At 60.6% G+C, this 23,241-nt stretch carries 20 protein-coding genes; 18 read left to right on the plus strand and 2 right to left on the minus strand.

Annotated features, from left to right (window positions below; translation table 11 throughout):
- Nucleotides 1–56 precede the first annotated feature (56 nt).
- Nucleotides 57–746: an OmpA family protein gene (locus ACE3O2_RS06875; RefSeq protein WP_205881867.1), complete on the minus strand. Its 690-nt coding sequence runs from the start codon at nt 744–746 to the stop codon at nt 57–59.
- 321 nt (nt 747–1,067) lie between these two features.
- On the opposite strand from ACE3O2_RS06875, the gene gyrA reads away from it, so the two are divergent.
- The 5 genes from gyrA (at nt 1,068) to ACE3O2_RS06900 (ending at nt 7,444) form a co-directional block, all read left to right on the plus strand.
- A complete protein-coding gene (gyrA, locus tag ACE3O2_RS06880; RefSeq protein WP_374335990.1) occupies nt 1,068–3,635 on the plus strand; it encodes a DNA gyrase subunit A in 2,568 nt (855 codons plus the stop codon).
- A 63-nt stretch (nt 3,636–3,698) separates the two neighbouring features.
- On the plus strand, nt 3,699–4,781 hold the full coding sequence (serC, locus tag ACE3O2_RS06885; protein WP_374335992.1) for a 3-phosphoserine/phosphohydroxythreonine transaminase: 1,083 nt from the start codon (nt 3,699–3,701) through the stop codon (nt 4,779–4,781).
- Nucleotides 4,782–4,790: 9 nt separating this feature from the next.
- The gene (gene pheA / locus ACE3O2_RS06890; RefSeq protein WP_168875636.1) at nt 4,791–5,861 is read left to right on the plus strand and encodes a prephenate dehydratase; all 1,071 of its coding nucleotides are present in this window, start codon (nt 4,791–4,793) and stop codon (nt 5,859–5,861) included.
- A 99-nt stretch (nt 5,862–5,960) separates the two neighbouring features.
- Nucleotides 5,961–7,061, plus strand: a complete 1,101-nt coding sequence (gene hisC / locus ACE3O2_RS06895; RefSeq protein WP_374335994.1) for a histidinol-phosphate transaminase — start codon at nt 5,961–5,963, stop codon at nt 7,059–7,061.
- 20 nt (nt 7,062–7,081) lie between these two features.
- A complete protein-coding gene (locus ACE3O2_RS06900; RefSeq protein ID WP_374335996.1) occupies nt 7,082–7,444 on the plus strand; it encodes a hypothetical protein in 363 nt (120 codons plus the stop codon).
- Here the strand turns inward: ACE3O2_RS06900 and cysK are convergent.
- On the minus strand, nt 7,441–8,373 hold the full coding sequence (gene cysK, locus ACE3O2_RS06905; RefSeq protein WP_374335998.1) for a cysteine synthase A: 933 nt from the start codon (nt 8,371–8,373) through the stop codon (nt 7,441–7,443). The two genes, ACE3O2_RS06900 and cysK, sit on opposite strands and share 4 nt — an antisense overlap.
- Nucleotides 8,374–8,557: 184 nt before the next feature.
- Here cysK and aroC point away from each other — a divergent pair, with 184 nt between their 5' ends.
- The 13 genes from aroC to ACE3O2_RS06970 all read left to right on the plus strand — a co-directional run bounded on the left by aroC (nt 8,558) and on the right by ACE3O2_RS06970 (nt 23,236).
- Nucleotides 8,558–9,658, plus strand: a complete 1,101-nt coding sequence (gene aroC, locus ACE3O2_RS06910; protein WP_374336000.1) for a chorismate synthase — start codon at nt 8,558–8,560, stop codon at nt 9,656–9,658.
- 165 nt (nt 9,659–9,823) lie between these two features.
- Complete coding sequence (locus ACE3O2_RS06915) at nt 9,824–10,507, plus strand: TRAP transporter small permease subunit (protein WP_374336002.1); 684 nt, start codon at nt 9,824–9,826, stop codon at nt 10,505–10,507.
- Nucleotides 10,504–12,192 carry a TRAP transporter large permease subunit gene (locus ACE3O2_RS06920; protein WP_374336004.1) on the plus strand — a complete coding sequence of 563 codons (1,689 nt, stop codon included), beginning with the start codon at nt 10,504–10,506 and terminating at the stop codon, nt 12,190–12,192. Before ACE3O2_RS06915 ends, ACE3O2_RS06920 begins: the two co-directional genes overlap by 4 nt.
- 107 nt (nt 12,193–12,299) lie before the next feature.
- Nucleotides 12,300–12,740, plus strand: coding sequence for a flagellar export protein FliJ (gene fliJ, locus ACE3O2_RS06925; protein ID WP_374336006.1), 441 nt, complete (start codon nt 12,300–12,302; stop codon nt 12,738–12,740).
- A gap of 57 nt (nt 12,741–12,797) precedes the next feature.
- A complete protein-coding gene (locus tag ACE3O2_RS06930) occupies nt 12,798–13,814 on the plus strand; it encodes a flagellar hook-length control protein FliK (RefSeq protein WP_374336008.1) in 1,017 nt (338 codons plus the stop codon).
- 112 nt (nt 13,815–13,926) lie between these two features.
- The gene (leuC, locus tag ACE3O2_RS06935) at nt 13,927–15,342 is read left to right on the plus strand and encodes a 3-isopropylmalate dehydratase large subunit (protein ID WP_374336010.1); all 1,416 of its coding nucleotides are present in this window, start codon (nt 13,927–13,929) and stop codon (nt 15,340–15,342) included.
- A gap of 25 nt (nt 15,343–15,367) precedes the next feature.
- Nucleotides 15,368–15,493, plus strand: coding sequence for an entericidin A/B family lipoprotein (locus ACE3O2_RS06940; protein ID WP_374336012.1), 126 nt, complete (start codon nt 15,368–15,370; stop codon nt 15,491–15,493).
- Between the two features lie 2 nt (nt 15,494–15,495).
- A complete protein-coding gene (leuD, locus tag ACE3O2_RS06945) occupies nt 15,496–16,134 on the plus strand; it encodes a 3-isopropylmalate dehydratase small subunit (protein ID WP_168875626.1) in 639 nt (212 codons plus the stop codon).
- 58 nt (nt 16,135–16,192) lie between these two features.
- Entirely contained in the window at nt 16,193–17,254 is a 1,062-nt protein-coding gene (gene leuB / locus ACE3O2_RS06950) for a 3-isopropylmalate dehydrogenase (RefSeq protein ID WP_168875625.1), read from the plus strand.
- A 232-nt stretch (nt 17,255–17,486) separates the two neighbouring features.
- The gene (asd, locus tag ACE3O2_RS06955) at nt 17,487–18,596 is read left to right on the plus strand and encodes an aspartate-semialdehyde dehydrogenase (RefSeq protein WP_168875624.1); all 1,110 of its coding nucleotides are present in this window, start codon (nt 17,487–17,489) and stop codon (nt 18,594–18,596) included.
- A gap of 89 nt (nt 18,597–18,685) precedes the next feature.
- On the plus strand, nt 18,686–19,237 hold the full coding sequence (locus ACE3O2_RS06960) for a hypothetical protein (RefSeq protein ID WP_374336015.1): 552 nt from the start codon (nt 18,686–18,688) through the stop codon (nt 19,235–19,237).
- A gap of 88 nt (nt 19,238–19,325) precedes the next feature.
- Nucleotides 19,326–20,300 (plus strand): Asd/ArgC dimerization domain-containing protein, encoded by a 975-nt coding sequence (locus ACE3O2_RS06965; protein WP_374336017.1) that lies wholly within the window; start codon nt 19,326–19,328, stop codon nt 20,298–20,300.
- 164 nt (nt 20,301–20,464) lie between these two features.
- Nucleotides 20,465–23,236 carry a FimV/HubP family polar landmark protein gene (locus ACE3O2_RS06970; protein ID WP_374336019.1) on the plus strand — a complete coding sequence of 924 codons (2,772 nt, stop codon included), beginning with the start codon at nt 20,465–20,467 and terminating at the stop codon, nt 23,234–23,236.
- Nucleotides 23,237–23,241: the final 5 nt, after the last annotated feature.

The raw sequence follows: 23,241 nt of genomic DNA on the forward strand, positions 1-23,241 counted from the left end.
TGAACCCGATAACAAAAAACCCCGCCGCAGCGGGGTTTTTTGCAGACAGTCCAGACTTAGTTGGACTTGACTTCGCGCTGCACGGCGATTTCCACCACCACGCGACGGTCCGGCTGCAGGCAGCTGGACAGGGCGGAGCCCTTCTTGCCCTTGCAGTCGCCAGCGTGGGTAACCGGCTCGGATTCACCCTTGCCTTCGGCTTGAACGCGGTTAGCAGCGATGCCCTTGGAGACCAGGTAGCCCTTCACGGAATCAGCACGCTTTTGCGACAGGGTCATGTTGGCCTTGTCGGAACCACGGTAGTCGGCATGGCCGGTCACCAGGATCAGTTCCACTTCCGGGAACTTCTGCAGGTTGCTGACCAGATCATCCAGCGAAGCCTTGCCTTCCGGCTTGATCACGGCCTTGTTGGTGTCGAACAGGGTTTCAGCAGACAGCATCACCTTTTCGAAGGCCGGCTTTTGCGGGCCGCTCGGCTGGGCAACCGGCTTCACTTCCGGCTTCACTTCAGCCTTCGGTGCGTCTTTCTTCGGAGCAGCGCCACCGCAACCCCAGATCTCCTTGGCCGGAGTCCAGGAGCCGGTGCGCCAGCATTCGTCATAGGCGTTGCGCACCACCTTGCCACGGGTGTCGGTCAGGTAGGCGTCACCCGAATACGGGTCGCTGTCATGTGCCATGCTGCTGACCGAAACGCCCATGGTCATCACGGCGGCAGCCAACATCAGGCTCAGTTTGCTTTTTTTCATCACAGGTGTACTCCCATCTCAGCTAAGTCAATTGCGGCTGGCGGCTAACGACTGCCAACAGGGCAGCTGCCAGTAAATCTTGTACGGCATACAGCGTTGTTGGTCCGAATTGTAGCGCAAAAGTTCAACCCGACAAGCCGGGAAAGCTGAACGAGACGTGAATTTTGCGCTTTTCCAACGGTTTACAACACTATTTTACAGTCTTTCATGCTTTATGCATACCTGAATGCTTGGGCAGGGGTCTGATGCCGTGCTAGAGCAGGTGGGGCGCTCATGGTACACTCGCAGGGTTTCAGTCCTTTAAAGCTGCTATAGCCCCTCATGGATCAATTCGCCAAAGAAACCCTTCCGGTCAGCCTTGAAGAGGAAATGCGCAAGTCGTACCTCGACTATGCCATGAGCGTCATCGTGGGGCGCGCCTTGCCGGACGTACGCGATGGCCTGAAGCCGGTGCATCGCCGCATTTTGTACGCCATGCACGAGTTGTCCAACGACTGGAATCGGGCTTACAAGAAGTCCGCCCGTATCGTTGGGGACGTGATCGGTAAGTACCACCCGCACGGTGACATCGCCGTGTATGACGCCATTGTGCGCATGGCTCAGGATTTCTCCTTGCGCTACATGCTGGTGGATGGCCAGGGTAACTTCGGTTCGGTGGATGGCGATAATGCCGCCGCGATGCGGTATACCGAAATCCGCATGTCCCGCATTGCGCACGAGCTGCTGCAGGACATCGAAAAAGAAACCTGCGATTTCGGCCCCAACTACGATGGCTCGCTGGATGAGCCGCTGATCCTGCCCTCGCGCATTCCCAACCTGCTGATCAATGGTGCCTCCGGTATCGCGGTGGGCATGGCGACCAATATCCCGCCGCATAACGTGGGTGAGGTGATCGACGGCTGCCTGGCGCTGCTGCAAGACCCGGAAATGTCGATCGACCAGCTGATCGAGCTGATTCCGGCGCCGGATTTCCCGACTGCGGGCATCATCTACGGTGTCTCCGGTGTATTCGAGGGCTACCGGACAGGCCGAGGCCGCGTGGTGATGCGGGCGCGCTGCCATGTGGAAGACATGGAGAAGGGCAACAAGCAGATCATCGTGGTCGATGAGCTGCCGTATCAGGTCAACAAGCGCACCTTGCTGGAAAAGATAGCCGAGCTGGTCAACGAAAAGCGGCTGGAAGGCATTTCGCACATTCAGGATGAGTCCGACAAGGACGGCATGCGGGTGGTGATTGAGCTCAAGCGCGGCGAAAATGCCGACGTGGTGCTCAACAACCTGTACAAGATGACGCAGTTGCAGGACACCTTTGGCATGAACATGGTGGCGCTGGTCGATGGCCAGCCGCGCCTGCTGAACCTGAAGCAGATGCTGGAATGCTTCCTGCGTCACCGCCGCGAGGTAGTGACCCGTCGCACCGTCTTCGAGCTGCGCAAGGCGCGTGAACGCGGCCATGTGCTGGAAGGCCTGGCGGTGGCGCTGTCCAATGTGGACGAGATCATCGCCCTGATCAAGGCAGCGGCAACGCCCGCGATTGCCAAGCAGTCGCTGATGGATCGCCAGTGGCGCTCGGCGCTGGTGGAAGAGATGCTGTCTCGCGCGGTGGCCGATGCCACCCGCCCGGATGATGTCGCGCCTGAGTTTGGCCTGTCGCAACAAGGGTACCGCCTGACCGAAGTACAGGCCCAGGCGATTCTGGACCTGCGCCTGCAACGCCTGACCGGGCTGGAGCAGGACAAGATCGTCAATGAATACCGCGAAGTGCTGGACCGTATTGCCGATCTGCTCGACATTCTGGCCCGTCCGGAACGGGTGACCGCCATCATCGTCGATGAGCTGACCCTGATCAAATCGCAATATGGTGATGGTCGCCGCTCGGAGATCGTGCGCAATGCGCAGGATCTGAGCACCGAAGACCTGATCGCACCGCAAGACATGGTGGTGACCCTGTCCCACACCGGCTACATCAAGGCGCAACCGCTGGAAGACTACCGGGCGCAGAAGCGCGGCGGGCGCGGCAAGCAGGCCGCCAGCACCAAGGACGATGATTTCATCGACCAGCTGTTTGTGGCCAATACCCACGATTACATCCTGTGCTTCTCGGATGCAGGTCGGGTGTACTGGCTCAAGGTCTATGAGTTGCCACAGGGTGCGCGTAATGCCCGTGGTCGCCCGATGGTGGGCCTGATGCCGCTGTCCGAAGGTGAAAAGATTTCTGCCGTGTTGCCGGTGCGTGAGTTCACCGACGACCGCTATATCTTCATGGCGACCGCGCTGGGTACGGTGAAGAAGACCCCGTTGTCCGACTTTGCCAACCCGCGCAAGGCCGGCATCATCGCCGTGACGCTGGATGAAGGTGATCACCTGATTGGCGTGGCGCTGACCGACGGCCAGCACGACGTGATGCTGTTCTCCGATGCGGGCAAGGCGGTTCGCTTTGACGAGAATGATGTCCGTGCCATGGGGCGCGGTGCACGCGGTGTACGCGGCATGGCACTGGAAGACGGCCAGAAGGTGATGGCGCTGCTGGTGGCCGAAAACGAGACACTGTCGGTACTGACCGCCACCGAAAATGGCTTCGGCAAGCGCACCTCGATCACCGAGTACACCCGGCATGGTCGCGGCACCAAAGGCATGATCGCCATCCAGACCAGCGAGCGCAATGGCAAGGTGGTGGCCGCCGCGCTGGTGGAGGCGACCGATGAAATCATGCTGATTACCACCGGCGGGGTGCTGATCCGCACCCGGGTGAGCGAGATTCGTGAGATGGGTCGCGCCACACAGGGCGTGACGCTGATCAATCTGGATGAGGGCGAAATCCTGACCGGACTGGCCAAAGTCATCGAGACGGAAGGGGAAGATGGAACGAGCCCGGTGGCTGAAGAATAAGCTGCAGCACGCTCCGTCACGGTAACCAGGAATGCCGGGTGAGCCCGGCAAGGGTTGAAGGGCATGTCGATTTTCAATTTCTCGGCAGGACCGGCCATGCTGCCGCGTGTCGTGCTGGAGCAGGCGCAAGCGGAATTGCTGGACTGGCACGGTTCAGGCATGAGCGTGATGGAAATGAGCCACCGCGGCGGCGAATTCCAGCAGATCATTGACGAAGCGATTGCCGATCTGCGCGAACTGATGGCGATTCCGGACAACTATCAGGTGTTGTTCATGCAAGGCGGTGGCCAAGGGCAGTTTTCTGCTGTGCCGCTCAACCTGATTGGCCGTACTGGCCGCGCGGATTACGTCAACACCGGTCACTGGTCGACGCTGGCGGTCAAGGAAGCCGCCCGCTATGGTGAAGCGCGCGAAGTATGCAGCAGTGCGGGCGATGCTTTCCACGGCATCCCGGACCGTAGCCGCTGGGAACTGGACCCGCGTGCCGCCTATGTGCACTACACCCCGAATGAAACCGTCAATGGCGTCGAGTTTCAGGATATTCCGGATGTCGGCGCGGTGCCGCTGGTAGCGGACATGTCCTCCAACATCCTCTCGCGTGAGGTGGATGTATCCCGTTTTGGCCTGATCTACGCCAGCGCGCAGAAAAACATTGGCCCCAGCGGGGTCACCGTAGTGATCGTGCGCGATGACTTGCTGGATCACGCCTTGCCGATCACCCCGATCACCCTGCAGTACCGCAAATATGCGGATGCAGGTTCGCTGTTCAACACGCCAAGCACCTACGGCATCTACTTGGCCGGGCTGGTGTTCAAGTGGTTGAAGCAGCAAGGGGGCGTAGCGGGTATCGAGAAGTTGAACAAAGCCAAGGCGGACCTGCTGTACCGCTACCTGGATGATTGCGGCGGTTTTTATTTTGCCCCAGTGGACGCCCCGGCGCGTTCACGCATGAATGTGGTGTTTCGCCTGCGTGATGAATCGCTGAATGCAGACTTTCTGGCGCAGAGCAAGGCGGCAGGGTTGCTGCAGCTGAAGGGGCACAAGGTGGTGGGGGGCATGCGTGCGTCCATCTACAACCCGATGCCGCTGGCCGGGGTGGAAGCCCTGGTCGCCTTCATGCGGGATTTCGCGCAACGGCGCGGTTAAGGAGGCGATATGTCCGAGGAACGCCTCAAGCAGCATCGCGATGCGATTGATAGCCTGGACCAGCAGGTCCTGAAATTGCTCAACCAGCGTGCCGAGCATGCGCGCGCCATTGGCGAGATCAAAGGCGGCGGTATCATCTACCGCCCGGAGCGCGAGGCGCAGGTGCTGCGCCGGATCAAGGAGCTGAATCCGGGCCCACTGAGCGGTGAAACCGTCGCCCGGCTGTTCCGCGAGATCATGTCGGCCTGCCTGTCGCTGGAAAAACCGCTGACCATCGCCCATCTGGGGCCGGCGGGCACTTTCAGCGAGTCCGCCAGCTTCAAGCATTTTGGTCATGCTGCGCGTTTGCTGCCGTGCGCCTCCATTGACGAAGTCTTCCGGGTGTGTGAGTCCTCCGAGGCAGACTATGCGGTGGTGCCGGTGGAGAACTCGACCGAAGGCGCGGTGGGCCGTTCGCTTGATCTGCTGACGCAAACCCCGCTGCAGATCTGTGGCGAAGTGATCCTGCGCATCCATCAGCATTTGCTGCGCTCGGTGCCGTCGCTGGACCACATCGAAAAGGTGTATTCGCATGCGCAGTCGCTGGCGCAGTGCCACGAATGGTTGAACAAGCATCTGCCGGATGTGGAGCGGGTATCGGTGGCCAGCAATGCCGAAGCGGCGCGTCTGGCTGCGGAAGACAGTCGCTTTGCTGCGATTGCCGGTGAGGCAGCGGCAGAGCGTTTCAATCTCGGCTTCCTCGCCCGCAATATCGAGGACGAGCCCAACAACACCACCCGTTTCCTGGTACTGGGTACGCACGATGCCACGCTGTCTGGGCATGACAAGACCTCACTGGTGATGTCGGCCCGCAACCAGCCGGGGGCCGTACACCAGCTGCTGGCGCCGCTGGCCGAGCGTGGGGTGTCGATGACCAAGTTTGAGTCGCGGCCTTCACGTACCGGTTTGTGGGAGTATGTCTTCTTTGTGGATGTAGAAGGCCACCACAGCCAGACCCAGGTGCAGGATGCCATTGAGGCGCTGCGTGAGCGTGCGGCGTTTGTGAAGATACTGGGTTCGTACCCGGTGGCCGTGCTCTAAACAAAATGTCAAAACCGACACGGCAAAGACCGTGCGGCTGTAACACCAAAACAGAAACAGGCTGGATGTTCGCCATCACGTACTGGATGAAACACAATCATGTCGTTCACTGAACTCGCCCCTGCATATATTCGTTCGATTGCCCCTTATGTACCGGGCAAGCCGATTTCCGAGCTGGCCCGTGAAATGGGGCTGGATGAGGCCAGCATCGTCAAGCTGGCTTCCAATGAAAACCCGCTGGGCATGGGCCCGAAAGCCAAGGCGGCCATGCTGGCCGCAGCGGAGGACATCGCCCGCTATCCGGATGGCAGTGCATTTGCGCTGAAGGACAAGATCGCCAACAAGTTTGGCGTGAGTGCGCAGCACGTGGTGCTGGGCAATGGTTCCAACGATACGCTCGAGCTGATTGCCCGTACCTTTTTGACCGCGGCGGACTCTGCCGTGTTTGCCCAGTACGCGTTTGCGGTGTACCCGCTGGCCGTGCAGTCTGTCGGTGCGCAAGCCATTGCGGTTCCGGCCAAGGATTACGGGCATGACCTGCCGGCCATGCTGGCGGCCATCCGCCCGGATACCAAACTGGTGTTCATCGCCAACCCGAACAACCCGACCGGCACCTTGCTGCGCCCGGGTGAGCTGCTGGAGTTCATGGAGCAGGTGCCTGCCCGTGTGCTGGTGGTGCTGGATGAAGCCTATACCGAGTACCTGGACCCCGCGCAGCGCGCCGACAGCATTGGCTGGCTGCAGCGCTTCCCCAACCTGATTGTCAGCCGTACCCTGTCCAAAGCCTACGGCTTGGCCGGGCTGCGGGTGGGCTTCCTGCTGGCGCAGCCGGAGGTAGCCGACCTGATTAACCGGGTACGCCAACCGTTCAACGTCAACAGTCTGGCCCAGGCTGCTGCAGTGGCGGCACTGGACGACGAAGACTTTCTGGCCCGCTCGGTTGAGGTCAACCGACAAGGCATGAAGCAGCTGACCGATGCCTTTGTGCGTCTGGGGGTCAGCTTTATCCCTGCCAGCGGCAATTTTGTGACCTTCCACTGTGGTGACGCGGCTGCCTTGAACCGCTTCATGCTGCAACGCGGCGTCATCGTGCGCCCGCTGGGCAACTATGGCCTGCACGACTGCCTGCGGGTGTCGATCGGCCTGCCGGAAGAGAATGCCCGCTTCATCGCCGTGCTGGAAGAAGCGCTGGCCAGCTAAGCGCGCAGCATCGCCGCGCCATGACCTGGTACCTGACCTTGCGTGGCGCGGATGATTATAGCCGCATGGCCGACACTGGAGCCGCCCTGTCCTGGCTGTTGGCCTGCCCGCAACTGCAGCAAAGCGGGCCACAGTCGTTTAGGGCCGCTGAAGGTTTGCCGTGGCTGGAAGTGGTGCTGGCCCAGGCGGATACACAGGGTAACTACCACACCGGCCCAGCCCTGCCGGACAGGGTCAATGTGATCGAGTTTATCTGCAGCAGCCATGCGCCCATTGCGGATGCCGAGACTTTGGCTTGCCAATTGGCACGCCACCTCGGCTGGGGTGTCCATGAGGACAGCGAGGGGCGCAGGCTCTGCGCCCCTGATGGTGTCGAGGCTTAACCGGCCAGGTGTTCAAACAGCGCGGTGGACAGGTAGCGCTCGCCGAACGACGGGATCACCACCACGATCAGCTTGCCCTTGTTCTCCGGCTGGTTGGCCAGCTCGGTGGCGGCCCATACCGCCGCACCGCTGGATATGCCTACCAGCAGGCCTTCTTCTGCCGCCATGCGGCGCGCGGTGTTAAACGCATCGTCATTCTTGACGCGCACGATGCCGTCGTAAACCCCTGTATTCAGTACAGCTGGTACAAAACCGGCACCAATACCCTGGATCGGGTGCGGGCCTTTCTGGCCGCCGGACAGCACGGGGGAAGCGTCCGGCTCCACGGCAAACACCTGCAGGCCGGGCTTGCGCTCCTTCAGGACTTCACCCACCCCGGTGATGGTGCCGCCGGTGCCAACACCGGAAACGATGATGTCCACCTGCCCATCGGTGTCGCGCCAGATTTCTTCTGCCGTGGTGCGGCGATGAATCTCCGGGTTGGCCGGGTTGGCAAATTGCTGCAGGATCAGATAACGATGGTCGCTGGCTGCCAGCTCCTCGGCCTTCTTGATGGCGCCGCCCATGCCTTCAGCCGCCGGAGTCAGGATCAGCTCGGCACCGTAGGCACGCAGCAGCATGCGGCGCTCCTTGCTCATGCTCTCCGGCATGGTCAGCACGCACTTGTACCCCCGCGCTGCACACACCATGGCAATGGCAATGCCGGTATTGCCAGAGGTGGGCTCAACGATGACGGTATCCGGTTTGATCAGGCCAGCGGCTTCTGCAGCGTCGATCATGGCGGCCCCGATGCGGTCTTTCACGCTGTGTGCCGGATTGAAGAATTCCAGCTTGGCGGCGATGGTGGCGTTCTGGGCCGCGTTGACCCGGTTGAGCTTGACCAGCGGGGTGTTGCCGATCAGTTCCGTCACGTTTTGAGCGATACGCATGGGGGAGGTCCTCGTCATGTTGCCGCAGCAAGGCGGTATTTGGTCTGGTCACAGCATAGTGGAATCGCTCGCCATATGGAAATAGCGAATGCATCTAACCTTATGAGTGTGGCGGGGGCGAGGGCAGGGTGGCCTGTGTTACACTCAAACTCTTTTCCGAATTAGCCAGGGTCGGTGTCGCATCATGTCGGGTAATACGTTTGGCCATCTGTTCTGTGTCACCTCATTTGGCGAAAGCCACGGTCCCGGCATTGGCTGCATTGTGGACGGCTGCCCGCCCGGACTGGCGCTGACCGAAGCGGATATCCAGGCCGAGCTGGACCGTCGCAAGCCGGGCACCTCCCGCCATGTGACCCAACGCAAGGAGCCGGATACGGTGGAGATTCTCTCCGGCGTGTTCGAGGGGCGCACCACCGGCACGCCGATTGCGCTGCTGATTCGCAATCAGGACCAGCGCAGTCAGGATTACAGCAAGATCGCCAACACCTTCCGGCCCGGCCATGCGGATTACAGCTGGTGGCACAAGTATGGCGTGCGGGATTACCGGGGCGGTGGCCGCTCCAGCGCACGCGAAACGGCAGTGCGCGTGGCGGCCGGGGCAATTGCCCGCAAGTGGCTGACAGAGCGCTTCGGCATCCGTATTCGCGGTTATATGAGTCAGCTCGGCACGGTGAGCATTCCTTTTGAGTCTTGGGACGAAGTGGCCAACAACCCCTTCTTTGCTCCCAATACCAGTGTGGTGCCGCAGCTGGAAGCTTATATGGACGAGATTCGTGCCGCTCGCGATTCCATCGGCGCACGCATCGAAGTGGTGGCCGAGCAGGTACCGGTGGGCTGGGGCGAGCCAGTGTATGACCGGCTGGATGCCGATATTGCCCACGCCATGATGGGTATCAACGCGGTGAAAGGCGTAGAGATCGGTGCGGGCTTTGCCTCGGTGGCACAGCGTGGCTCTGAACACTGCGACGAGTTGACGCCGCAAGGCTTCGCCAGCAACCATGCCGGGGGTGTGCTGGGCGGGGTCTCCACCGGGCAGGATATCCGGGTCAGCATCGCCATCAAGCCCACTTCCAGCATCCCGCAGGAACGCCGGTCGATCGACCTACACGGTCAGGCCGTCATGATGCAGACCACTGGACGGCATGATCCCTGCGTGGGCATCCGTGCCACGCCGATTGCCGAAGCCATGCTGGCGCTGGTGTTGATGGACCATGCCTTGCGCCACCGCGCACAGAATGCGGACGTATCGGTGCCTACCCCGCGCATTCCGGGGCGCATCGGCTAAGCCTGCCTGAAGCAGGCACTACCACAGGGCATCTTCGGATGCCCTGTGCATTTGTAGCTGTGCATCAGGGATTTCCCCCACTGCAAGCGGGCTATCACCCGGTTTAGGCTTGTCAGCACTCCGTATTCCGTAACGGAGACAGACAAGACCAAGAGAGGGGATACTGTGCCATATCTTGCAACTGTGGTGATCTGGGCGCTGGCCGCCTGGTTGAAACCACCAGGCTTGCCCTGGTGGGTGTTTGCTGTGCTGGCGGTTCTGCTGGGGCTGGTGGTGATGGTGCCGCTGCGGTTTTCGCGCTGTGTGGATGGCATCAATCGCTGGATCGGGCAGAGTGCCGCCTGGCTGGTGCTGGCCGTTACCTTGTTGACCACCCTGCATGCGCTGGTGCGCAAATTCTTCAACAAGTCCGAATTGTTTCACCAGCTCTCCCTCTCGGTATCCGAGTCGTCGTGGTATCTGTTTGCGGCCATCTTCATGCTGGGTGGTGCCTATACCTTGCTGGAGAACGAGCATGTGCGCATCGACATTCTGTTCGGTAACCTGTCTCGCCGCATGCAGCATGTGATCAACCTGTTGGGCGGGGTGTTGTTCCTGCTGCCGATGACCTTGTTGCTGGTGTACTTTTCCTGGCCGGATTTCGTGCGTTACTGGGCTTCTGGTGAGAACGGCGGCGATGCGGGCAGTCTGGTGCGCTGGCCGGTGAAGGGCCTGATCCCCTTGGGCTTTGCGCTGCTGAGCCTGCAGGGCGTGTCCGAAATCATCAAATCGCTGGCGCGACTGACCGGAAAACTGCCGGATGACGCCCCCAGGCATGAAGCCGATCCGTCAACAGGAGCGTCCGCATGAGTACCGAACTGTTGGCGCCGATCATGTTCGGCTCGCTGATCATCATGCTGTTGATCGGCTATCCGGTGGCTTTCTCACTCGCAGCGGTCGGTCTGGTGTTCAGTGCCATCGCGATGAACCTGGGCCTGATCGAATTCCAGTTCCTCCAGGCACTGCCGGTGCAGGTGTTCGACATCATGAAGAACGAGGTGATGCTCGCCATCCCGTTCTTTACCTTCATGGGCTTGATACTGGAGAAAAGCGGCATGGCTGAGGCCATGCTGGACACCATTGGCCAGTTGTTTGGCGGGATACGCGGCGGTCTGGCCTATGCGGTGATTTTCGTGGGGGCGTTGCTGGCAGCAACCACTGGCGTGGTGGCGGCCTCGGTGATCTCCATGGGGCTGATCGCCTTGCCCATCATGCTGCGCTATGGCTACGACAAGCGGCTGGCCTCTGGGGTGATTGCCGCGTCCGGTACGCTGGCGCAGATCATCCCGCCCTCGCTGGTGCTGATTGTGCTGGCGGACCAGATGCAGGTGGACATTGCCGCCATGTACAAGGGCGCGTTGATTCCGGGGCTGGTATTGACGGGCCTGTATGCGCTCTATGTGTTGATTGTCAGTATCGTGAAGCCTGCGATGGTGCCGGCTTTGCCGCCGGAGGCGCGCACCCTGCGCGAGCCGAATGGCAGCACCGGCTTGCCATCCCTGCTGCTGCTGGTAGGTATGGGGGCGGGCATTTCGGTTGCCTTCAACCGCATGTACTACGGTGCGGTGCCGACCGAAGCACTGGATACCCGCATTGTGGCCAGCGGGCTGGTGGGCATGATGGGCAGCTTTGTGCTGGTCTACCTCAACAAAGGGCTGCGCCTGCGGCTGTTCGGTCAGGTGGCCGAACGGGTGTCTACGGTACTGATGCCGCCGCTGTTGCTGATTTTCCTGGTGCTGGGTCTGATCTTTATGGGGGTGGCGACCCCGACCGATGGCGGTGCGATGGGGGCCACCGGGGCCATGTTGCTGGCGCTGATGAAACGCAAGCTTACTGTCAACATGGTGCGCCAGGCGGTACGCAGCACCCTCAAGCTGACCACTTTTGTGGTGTTCATCCTGATCGGCGCGCGGGTATTCCGCATTGCCTTCCTCGCCGTGGATGGCAATCTGTGGGTGGAGCATCTGCTGCTGAGCCTGCCGGGCGGCGCGACGGGCTTCCTGATCACGGTGATGGTGCTGGTATTCGTAATTGCCTTCTTCCTCGACTTCTTTGAGATCTCCTTCATTCTGGTGCCCTTGCTGATGCCGGTGGCACACAAACTGGGGGTGGACCCGATCTGGTTCGGGGTGCTGCTGGCGGTGAACATGCAGACCTCCTTCATGCATCCACCCTTTGGGTTTGCCTTGTTCTATCTGCGCAGCGTGGCGCCCAAGGAGGTCAAGACCAGTGACATTTACTGGGGGGCCGTACCGTTTGTTGGCATCCAGATATTGATGATTGCACTGGTGCTGGCTTTCCCTGGCATGGCCATCGGCAACAAGGAAAAAGGGCCGGAGACCTTGTCCAGCGAAAAAGCTGGGGATGTGCTGATGAACCTGCAGCAGCCGGAAGCACCTGCCGCGCAAGGCAATACGCCCGCCAGTGAGGCGCCGCAGGATGATGGCGCGGCTGCGCTGGAAGCGTTGGCCAGGGAGGGCGCGGCCAGTCAGTAATGATTTGCAGCTTGGAATGACAAACCGCGCCTGATGGCGCGGTTTGTCATTCCGCAGCACGTGCGGGCTTGCTACACTGAAGTGATGCGTCTTTTGATGGCCGTTTGATGGCGGAATTTCCTTTTCTGCGTTTGCTGGAGCTGGCACGAGAGCAGCGTGAGGAGGCCGCTCGCGGTTTGCAGGCCTCCCAAGCACGTGTGCAGGCAGCTGAGCAGCAGCTGGCCACCTTGCAGCAGTATCGGCAGGACTATCAGCAGCGGCTGGGTGGGCAGCAACAGCAGGGCATGGCCGTCACGCAATGGCGGGATTACCTGCTGTTTCTGGGCAAGCTGGATACGGCGATAGCCCAGCAGCAGCAGGAGTGCGAGCGCTGCGAGCAGTTGCGGGATGCGGCGCGGGAGCAATGGCTGGAGCGTGAGCAGAAGGTGCAGGCCTTTGAGGCGCTGCAGCAGCGCCATGACCAGGCTGAACTGCGCAAAGAGGCGCGCCGCGAGCAAAAACAGACCGATGAATTTGCCAGCCGCAAGGGGAGTGTGTCGCGGCATTAAGATGGCATGGTTCCTGCATGGATCGGTTCAGTCTGAGATAATGCCGGGAGACCGACCATGATTGTAGTAACGGCCACGCAAAGCCCAGCCCCAACCCCCTCCGCCGCACCAGATGCTGCCCCGGCGGAGCAGGGTGGCGATTTTCTGGCCATGCTGCAAAACCACCTGCCCGCAGCGGTCCCGCAACTGAGCGCAGACAGCAAGCCGCTGCCAGAGAAAGACGAGCAAGCCGAAGGCACGCTGCCGCTGGAGCAGCTACTGCAGCAGTGGGGGCTGGCCTTGGCGCAGCCCGTGCTGCCGGGGAACGCCACCGTGAAGCAAGCGCCCCGTGCGACGGCGGAAGAGGGGACGGACGGCAAGGCGGGCAAGCTGGATGGCTTATCGGCAAACCTTGCCGCAGACCCGGCAAAAACGGCCAGCCTGGCAGCAGAGGAAGGGGTTTCTCCGCTGGAAGGAGGCAAAAAGCGCAAGGGCGGCGAGTTTGCTGAAGTGATTGATAGCCTGCGCCAACCCACTGAAAAGCCAGAGCTCCCGCATAAAGCAGTCAGCACCCCTGCCGTGACCCAGCCGCAAAATCCCGAGTCAGCTCGCCCTGCCACCCTGCACATTCCGGTACCGGTGGGGGATGAGCGCTGGCGTGAAGCCTTGTCACAGCGAGCCGTTTTCATGGCGAGCCAGAACATGCAGTCCGCCGAGCTGCAATTGAACCCGCCTCATCTGGGTCCGCTGGAAGTGCGGTTGACCATTCAGAACCAGGAAGCCACGCTGAACTTTGTCTCGCCACACGCGGCGGTGCGTGAGGCCATTCAGTCCGCCAGCCCGCGACTGATTGAAATGTTTGCAGGTAGCGGCTTGTCTCTGGGCAATGTCAATGTCGGTGCAGATAGCCAGCAGCAAGCCGCCTGGGCGCAAAGCATGACGCAGCAAGGTCAGTCACAGGAGCGAGGCGAGCGCCGTGGCTGGCAGCAAGGCGAGGCAATGGCGGGGATGTCTGGCGTCAGTGGCCATGCGGGCTCAGGTTCGCAAGTGTGGGTACGGCACGGCAAGCTGGGCGGGGTGGATACCTTCGCCTGATGCAAATTTTGATGGTAGTAAAAAATATTGCCATCGCGTACTTTTCCTCTATTGCGTGTCTGCCCCCGTATGTAATAATCAAAGGCTGTTTCCCACCTCCCAGTGACAGACAATGGCCGCGCAAACCTTATACGACAAGCTTTGGCAGAACCACGTAGTACGTGAAGAGGCGGATGGTACAGCGCTGCTGTATATCGACCGCCATCTGGTCCATGAAGTCACCAGCCCGCAGGCGTTCGAAGGCCTGAAGCTGGCGGGGCGCAAAGTATGGCGCACCAGCTCCATTGTGGCGACCGCGGATCACAATACCCCGACCAAGGATTGGGACAAGGGCATTGAAGATCCCACCTCCCGTCAGCAGGTTGAAACCCTAGATGCCAATATCCGTGAAGTGGGCTCGCTGGCTTACTTCCCGTTCCGTGATCACGGGCAAGGCATTGTGCACGTGGTGGGGCCGGAGCAAGGGGTGACCCTGCCGGGCATGACGGTGGTGTGTGGCGACAGCCATACCTCCACCCACGGTGCTTTTGGTTGCCTGGCGCATGGCATTGGCACTTCGGAAGTGGAGCATGTGCTGGCGACGCAGACGCTGGTCGCCAAGAAGTCCAAAAACATGCTGGTCAAGGTGGATGGGGTGCTGCCTTTTGGCGTGACCGCCAAGGATGTGGCCCTGGCCGTGATCGGCAAGATCGGAACGGCGGGTGGCACCGGCTACGCCATCGAATTTGGCGGCAGCACGGTACGCGGCCTCTCCATGGAAGGCCGCATGACCCTGTGCAATATGGCCATCGAGGCCGGTGCACGTGCGGGCATGGTGGCGGTGGATCAGATCACCATCGACTATGTCAAAGGCCGTCCGTTTGCACCGAAGGCCGAGCAGTGGGATGCCGCAGTGAACTTCTGGCGCACGCTGGTATCGGATGAAGGTGCGGCATTTGACGCGGTGATTGAGCTCGATGCCAGCCAGCTGCGCCCGCAAGTGACCTGGGGCACTTCCCCGGAAATGGTGGTGACGGTGGATGACCGTGTGCCGGACCCGGCGGCAGAAGCCAGTGCCGTCCGCAAGGAAGGCATGACCCGTGCGCTGGCCTATATGGGTCTGCAGGCAGGTACGCCGATGACCGAGATTCCGGTCGATATCGTGTTCATTGGCTCCTGTACCAACTCCCGTATTGAAGACCTGCGTGAGGCGGCGGCGGTGGCCAAGGGTTATCAAAAGGCGGCGAACGTCAAGGCTGTGCTGGTGGTGCCGGGTAGTGGCCTGGTCAAGGCCCAGGCTGAGGCCGAAGGGCTAGACAAGGTATTTGTGGCGGCAGGCTTCGAGTGGCGTGAGCCCGGCTGCTCCATGTGCTTGGCCATGAACGCGGACCGGCTGCAGTCCGGCGAGCGCTGCGCCTCCACCAGTAATCGTAATTTTGAGGGACGCCAGGGGCAGGGTGGCCGCACCCATCTGGTCAGCCCGGCCATGGCCGCTGCGGCAGCCATTGAGGGCCGGTTTGTGGACGTGCGCAACTGGAAACGCCAGTAAGCACTGTTAACAAGGAGTCAATCACATGCGCAAGATCATGATGTTGGGCCTGTTGGCTGCCCTGCTGGGGCTGTCCGGTTGCAATACCGTCAAGGGCGTGGGCAAGGATATCCAGAAGGGTGGCGAGGCCATCCAGAAAGCAGCGAGCTGAGCATGAAGGCTTTTCAGACCCTTGATGGTTTGGTGTGTCCGCTGGACCGGGCCAATGTCGATACCGACGCCATCATTCCCAAGCAGTTTCTCAAGTCCATCAAGCGGGCCGGCTTTGGCCCCAATCTGTTTGATGAGTGGCGCTACCTGGACCATGGCGAGCCGGGCATGGACAACAGCACGCGCCCGCTCAATACGGAATTCGTGCTGAATCAGCCACGCTATCAAGGCGCACAGATTCTGCTGTGCCGTGAGAACTTCGGCTGTGGTTCCAGCCGTGAGCATGCACCGTGGGCGCTGGAAGACTATGGCTTCCGCGCTGTGCTGGCGCCCAGTTTTGCAGATATTTTCTTTAACAACTGCTTCAAGATTGGCCTGCTGCCGATCGTGCTGCCGGCAGAAGTGATGGACCGCCTGTTTGCGCAGTGCGAGGCGGGTGCCGGCTATCGCCTGACCATTGATCTGGCAGCGCAGGTGGTGGTAGCGCCGGATGGGCAGCGCTATGGTTTTGAGATTACAGCGCATCGCAAGCATTGCTTGCTCAATGGGCTGGATGAAATTGGGCTGACGCTGGAGCACGCGGACGAGATCCGTGCCTATGAGGCGACGCGCCGCCAGCAGCAGCCATGGTTGTTTGCCTGAGTGATCTGGATCGCCCCGCTTTGGGGCGATTTGTTTTTCTGAGTTGAGAGTTTGAGACATGAAGATTGCCATTCTGCCGGGTGACGGCATCGGTCCGGAAATTGTGGCGCAAGCCGTGCGGGTGCTGGATGCCCTGCGCAGCGATGGCTTGCCGATCGAGTATGAATACGGCGTGCTGGGCGGCGGGGCGGTGGATGCAACCGGCAGCCCCTATCCGGAAGCAACGCAAAAACTGGCACAAGCGGCCGATGCCATCCTGCTGGGGGCCGTCGGTGGCCCGCAGTGGGATAACCTGCCGCGTGAGCAACGCCCGGAGCGGGGTCTGCTCGGCATCCGCAAGCAGCTGGGTGTATTTGCCAACCTTCGCCCGGCCGTGCTCTACCCGGAACTGGCCAATGCCTCTACCCTGAAGCCGGAAGTGGTGTCCGGGCTGGACATCATGATCATCCGCGAGCTGGTCGGTGATATTTACTTTGGCGAGCCGCGTGGCATTGAAACCCGCAATGGCGAGCGCGTGGGTTACAACACCATGGTGTACAGCGAGTCAGAGATTCGCCGCATTGCCAAGGTGGCCTTCGAGACGGCCATGCGCCGCAACCGCAAGCTGTGCTCGGTGGACAAGATGAATGTGCTGGAGGCCACGCAGCTGTGGCGCGACGTGGTGACCGAAGTGGGCAAGGACTACCCGCAAGTGGAGCTGAGCCACATGCTGGTGGATAACGCCGCCATGCAGCTGGTGCGCAATCCGAAGCAGTTTGACGTAATGGTGACCGGCAACATGTTTGGCGACATCCTGTCGGATGAAGCCTCGATGCTGACCGGCTCCATTGGCATGCTGCCATCGGCCTCGCTGGACGCCAACAACAAGGGCTTGTACGAGCCTTGTCATGGGTCGGCACCGGACATCGCCGGGAAGAATCTGGCCAATCCGCTGGCAACCATATTGTCAGTGGCCATGATGTTGCGGTACAGTTTTGCCAAGGAAGACGCTGCGCAACGTATTGAAGCAGCAGTCAAATCCGTTCTGGCCCAGGGGCTGCGTACTGCAGACATCTTTGAGGCCGGTACTGAGAAGATCTCCACCACGCAGATGGGCGATGCCGTACTGGCAGCCCTGTAAGCGTATCTGTCGCTGAGCGGAACAGGAAGAACATGAGTAGTGTGCGTTTGATCAACAGCAAGCAACAGCCGGGCAAACTGACCCCGGCTGGCCGCATTGCGTCCATCAAACGCACCACCACCATCATCACCAAAACCGTGATGAAGGGCTAGTTCACACCTCCTCCGCTTTCGTCCCGCAAGCGGTGGGGCGAGGGGAAAAGCGGGGCGCTACCAGCTTGAGGAAAATGGAAATGCGTGTAGGGTTTGTTGGCTGGCGCGGCATGGTGGGTTCCGTGCTGATGCAGCGTATGCGTGAAGAACGCGATTTCGACCTGATCGAGCCGGTGTTCTTCACCACCTCCAATGTGGGCGGTGCGGCCCCGAATGTGGGCAAGGACAGTCCGGCATTGCAGGATGCCCGCTCGATTGACGCCCTGAAAGCGCTGGATGTCATCATTTCCTGCCAGGGTGGCGACTATACCAGTGAAGTTTTCCCGCAGCTGCGTGCGGCTGGCTGGCAAGGCTACTGGATTGATGCCGCCTCCACGCTGCGTCAGGACAAAGACAGCATCATCATTCTTGATCCGGTCAACCTGGATGTGATCCGCGACGGCCTCAAGCGTGGCGTCAAGAACTATATTGGCGGCAATTGCACCGTCAGCTTGATGCTGATGGCGCTGGGCGGTCTCTACCAGAACAATCTGGTCGAGTGGATGAGTGCCATGACCTATCAGGCGGCGTCAGGTGCTGGTGCGCAGAACATGCGCGAGCTGATTCGCCAGATGGGCAGCATCCATGCCGGGGTGTCTGATCTGCTGGCCGACCCGGCTTCCGCCATTCTGGATATCGACGCCAAGGTGGCGGCGACCATGCGCAGCAGCGACTTCCCGACCGACCAGTTCGGTGTGCCGCTGGCAGGCAGTCTGATTCCGTGGATCGACAAGCAGCTGGAAAGCGGTCAGAGCAAGGAAGAGTGGAAGGGGCAAGCGGAAACCAACAAGATTCTGGGCCGCGAAGCCAACCCGATTCCGGTGGACGGCATCTGCGTGCGTATTGGTGCGATGCGTTGCCACAGCCAGGCGCTCACTATCAAGCTCAAGCGTGATGTGCCGCTGGATGAGCTGGTGGACATGATCGGCCAGGCCAATGACTGGGTGAAAGTGGTGCCGAATGAGCGTGAGATCAGTGCGCGCGAACTGACCCCGACGGCGGTGACGGGCACCTTGTCGGTGCCGGTGGGTCGCTTGCGCAAACTCAATATGGGACCGGACTACCTGGGCGCTTTCACGGTGGGTGACCAGCTGCTGTGGGGTGCGGCCGAGCCGTTGCGCCGCATGCTGCGTATCTTGCTGGAGCGTTGATTCGTTTGTAAATCAGCCGGTAGCGTAGGAGTGAGACAGGGTTCATGATATCATCATGAACCCTGTTTATTTTATGAACCGACCAAGGCATGCAGATGCGTAAACACTGGGCTGGCCTGATGATGCTGTTCGCGGTGTCGATGTTGCACGCCGCGCCCTTGTCGCCGGTATTGCGTACCTTGTCGGTACCAGCCGATACCACCCAGACGAATGTCGCGTGGCAGGATGCAGAAAAACTGCCACAGACCGTCTGGAAATGGTCGCGCAAGCAAATCAGTGATCATGGTTACACCCTGCAAGGCAAAATCATGCTGCCTTTGGCCAAGGGGAGTGTGCCGGCCTGGATTGAGCTGAAAGGCGCCCGGCTGTATGTGGCGGTGGCTGAACTACAGCTGGATGCCCGGCGAGCACTGGGCATGACCATGCTGCAAGGTGAGCCCGCACAGGCCTTGCGCACGTCGTGTGATGAAGACAGTACAACGTATCAGTTCCGCTTCTTCAAGGTGGCCGACAAAGGCCGCAAGCCCATGTACGTCAGCTTTGAGTACAGTCAAGGCGCGGCGGGCGAGGGCAGCGAAGTATGGCGGCTGGGGACGGATGTGACGAGCGTGCTGGGTGAACGCTGCAAGGTGCAGGGCTGACGCGGCAAGCGGGTAGCCATGGGGGATTCCCCGATGCAGGGCGCGGCGCGCCCTTTTGTTTTGGTAGCAGGAACGGATGGAAAGAAACATGAGTAAACCTTGTCGGCTGGCTTTGGTGGGTGCTACCGGGGCCATGGGGGAAATGGTGCTGGAGCAACTGGACAGCCAGGCGGTACCGGTGACCACCTTGCACCCGCTGGCCAGCACGGATTCGTCCGGCGATACCATTGAATGGCAGGGCAAATCCCTGCGGGTGTCGGCCGTGGATGATTTTGACTTCTCTCAAGCGGATATTGTGGTGTTCGCCGCCAGTGAGCGCGTGGTACAGCGGCATGCTGCGCGAGCACAAGCCAGCGGGTGCATGGTGCTGGACCTCTCGGGTGGTTTGCCGGGTGCCAGCCTGATGGTGCTGGAGGGGGACATTACTTCGTCCAGCATGGTGGTGGCTGAGCCCTTGGCGCACATGCTGGCGCGGGTGTTGCCCAGCCTGGAAGAGGAGTGGGGCGTGGCGGCGGTTCACGTCACCGCCCTGTATCCGGCCGCGTCACGCGGGCGGGATGCTGTAGAGGAACTGGCCCAGCAAACGGTGGCGCTCTTCAATAATCAGGATGTGGAACTGGCAAGTTTTCCGGTGCGCAGTGCATTTAATGCTATACCGCAAGTGGGTGCCTTCATTGATGCACACCATACCCGCACGGAGCAGCGGGTGGCGGAACAGCTACCCGGCTTGTTGCAGCGGGATGATGTGCTGGTCAGCGTGACGGCGGTGCAGGCCCCGGTGTTTTATGGTCTGGCGGCTTCTGTAACGCTGGAGCTGGATCATGAGGCCTCAGAAGAGGCAGTAAGAACCCGGCTGGATACGGCCCAGACGGCTTTGTTGCGGGATGAAGCCAAAGCCGGTGGCTATATGACGCCCATTGATGTGATTGGCAAAGCGGATGTGTTTGTGAGTCGGCTGCGGCAAATCAGCCCACGGCGTGTGGGGTTCTGGCTGTGTGCGGATCCGATGTGCCTGAATGCAACAGCGGTGGTGCAATGCGTAGCGAATTGGGTACAGGCATGACATGCTGTTGTAATTTTGTCACGCCGCATTGTTCGTAAATTATTCATTTAAATGAGCTTTTTACGTAGGCAACTTTATGCTTGTATTTAGCTTGCAACGCTAACTGCATGATGTTATTTTAAAATATGACATTCAATAATATGGCAAGGGCAAGGAGAGGCATCGTGGGCATCTACACTAAAACAACAGCAAGGCTGGTGGCTTCCGCCTTGTTGGCGTTCCCGATGGTTGCCGGCGCTGCGGGTTTGGGAAAGCTGACCGTCCTGTCCGGACTGGGGCAACCCCTGCATGCAGAAATCGAGCTGGTGACCGGGGCTAACGAAGACCCCTCCAACTTCATCATCCGCATGGCTTCGCAAGATGCCTATCGGGATGCGCGGATTGATTTTCCGTCGCAGCTGGCCGGGGCACGCTTCACGATCGAGCGACGAAGCAATGGCTCGTCGTACGTGCGCATGGTGACGGGGCAGCCCGTCAATGAGCCGTTTGTCGATGTGCTGGTTGAGCTGTCCTGGTCGTCTGGCAAGGTGGTGAAAGAGTTCACCGCGCTGCTCGACCCCGCCGACTACAAGATGACGGCCAAGCCCACCGGCAATGCGCCAACGGTCAACCTGCCCACGACCAAAGGCAGCAAAGGCAACAAGAAACAGAACTTCCGCTCCAGCATTCCGCTGGATCAGCAGCTGTTGGCCAATGGTCAGCCTGCAGCCGAAAAGTCAGCCAAACCCGCCAAGCCCGCCAAAACCGAGCCAGTAGCTGAGCCCGCCAGCGGTGACTACACCGTGAAGCGAGGCGACACACTGGCCAGCATCGCGGGTCGCAACAAATATGATGATGTTTCGCTGGAGCAAATGCTGGTTGGGCTGTATCAGGCCAACCCCGATGCCTTCGAGCGTAACAACATGAACCGCATGAAGGTTGGCAGCATCATCAAGGTGCCCGACCAGGCTGCGGTTCAGGCCATCTCGCAGACGGAAGCCCGCAAGGAGATCCGCCTGCATGCGTCCAACTGGAGCGGTTATCGCCAGCAGGTGGCCAGCAATGCGGCACAGCAGCCCGCCTCCGGCAGCAGTGATTCTGGCCAGTCCAGCAGCGGCAAGATTGAAACCAAGGTGGTGGACAAGGGCGCTGCTGCCGCCAACGGCGACAAGGGCACCGTCAAGGTGACCCAGGGCCAGATTGGCAAGGCCAGCGCCAATAGCGATGCCACCAGCAACAAGGCGGCCAAGGACAAGGTGCAGGCGCTGGAAGCAGAAGCACTGGCGCGTGACAAGAAACTGAAGGAACTGCAAGACCGGGTGGCTGAGCAGGAAGCGCTGAACAAGAAGCTGAGCGACCTGCTGAAGCTGAAGGACGCGGAGATGAAGCGCCTTCAGGATCAGGCCAAAGCGGGCCAGAGCGGCAAACCGGCAGAGCTGGCCAAGCCTGCGGAACCGACCAAACCTGCTGAGCCGGTCAAGCCGGCAGAACCCACCAAACCTGCAGTAGCCTCCGAGCCGCTACCGGTCGCTGCGGCTTCGACAGCGCCGGTGGCCAGTGCTGCCGTGGAAACCGCCAGCAGTGAAGCCAAACCACAAGTGGCGAGTGCCGAGCAGGAGGCTTCCAAGCCTGCCGCCAAACCACGCCGTGTTGCACCTGTTCAGGAGGCACCCGCACCTGAGCCGGAATGGACCGATGTGGTGATGGAGAACCTGCCCATCATTGGTGGTGCAGTCGGTGCTGTGGCGCTGATTGGCGGCCTACTGGTGATGCGTCGCCGTCGTCGTGGCCGCTTTGACGACAGCATCATTACCGGCAGTGACCTGCGTGCCAATACCAATATTGGCAATACCGGTGGTGCCATCATCAATACTGGCGCGACGGAAAACTCCTTCCTGACCGATTTCAGCCGCGAAGGGCTGGGGCAGATCGATACGGATGAGGTCGATCCGATTGCTGAAGCAGAGGTTTACCTCGCTTATGGCCGCGATCCGCAGGCAGAAGAAATCCTGAGGGATGCCCTGCACAAGGATGGTACCCGCCACGAAGTGCGGGTCAAGTTGATGGAGATTTACGCCAATCGCAAGGATGTGACGGCGTTCAACGCGCAAGCCGCCGAACTGCACAAGCATACCCAGGGGATGGGGCCGCAGTGGAGCAAGGCTGCCGAGATGGGCCGCCAGGTTGATCCGCAAAACCCGCTCTATGGGGGTGGCCAGCAAGAGGCGATGAGCAAGACGGCCAGCATGCCTGCGGTTGAAGCAGCCGCCCCGGTGGCCGCAGCCGCGGCTGCAGCTCCGGCGGCAACCGATCTGGACTTCGACCTTGGCCTGCCGGGTGATGAGCCGGCGGCGGCGCCCGCGCCTGCCATGGACCAGACTCAGAAACTGGATCTGGACTTCGATCTCGGAACCCCGGCTGAGGCCGCTATAGCTGCAGAACCGGAAGCCGCAGCCGATGAAACACCGGTGTTGCTGGACTTCGATCTGGGCGACATGAATCTGAGCGCGCCAGCTGCCCCGGCTGCCAGCGCTGCGGAGGAAGCGCCGTCGCTGGATCTGGATATGTCGCTTGATATGCCGGAGCTGGAGATGGATGCACCGGCTGCCGCGCCTGCTGCTGAAGCTGCGGCTGACGAAGCGGCCATGCTGGATTTCAACTTTGACCTGGATGCGCCCAAGGCGGAGACACCAAGTGCTGCCCCGGCTGCGGATGATGGCCTCGACATGGATCTTGGCGACATCAGCCTGGACCTTGGTGAGTCGTCCACTGGCGAGGTAGGCGAGTTCTCAATGGATGATGGCGATGATCCGGTGGCCACCAAGCTGGATCTGGCTAAAGCCTATATCGAAATGGGTGACCAGGAAGGTGCTCGGGAAATCCTGGGCGAAGTGGAGCAGGAGGGCAGTGGTGAGCAGCAATCCGAAGCCCGGCGCTTGCTGGATCAGCTGAAGTAAGCTGC

Source organism: Leeia sp. (assembly GCF_041909055.1).
In the GTDB taxonomy this organism is placed as follows: Bacteria; Pseudomonadota; Gammaproteobacteria; order Burkholderiales; family Leeiaceae; genus Leeia; species Leeia aquatica.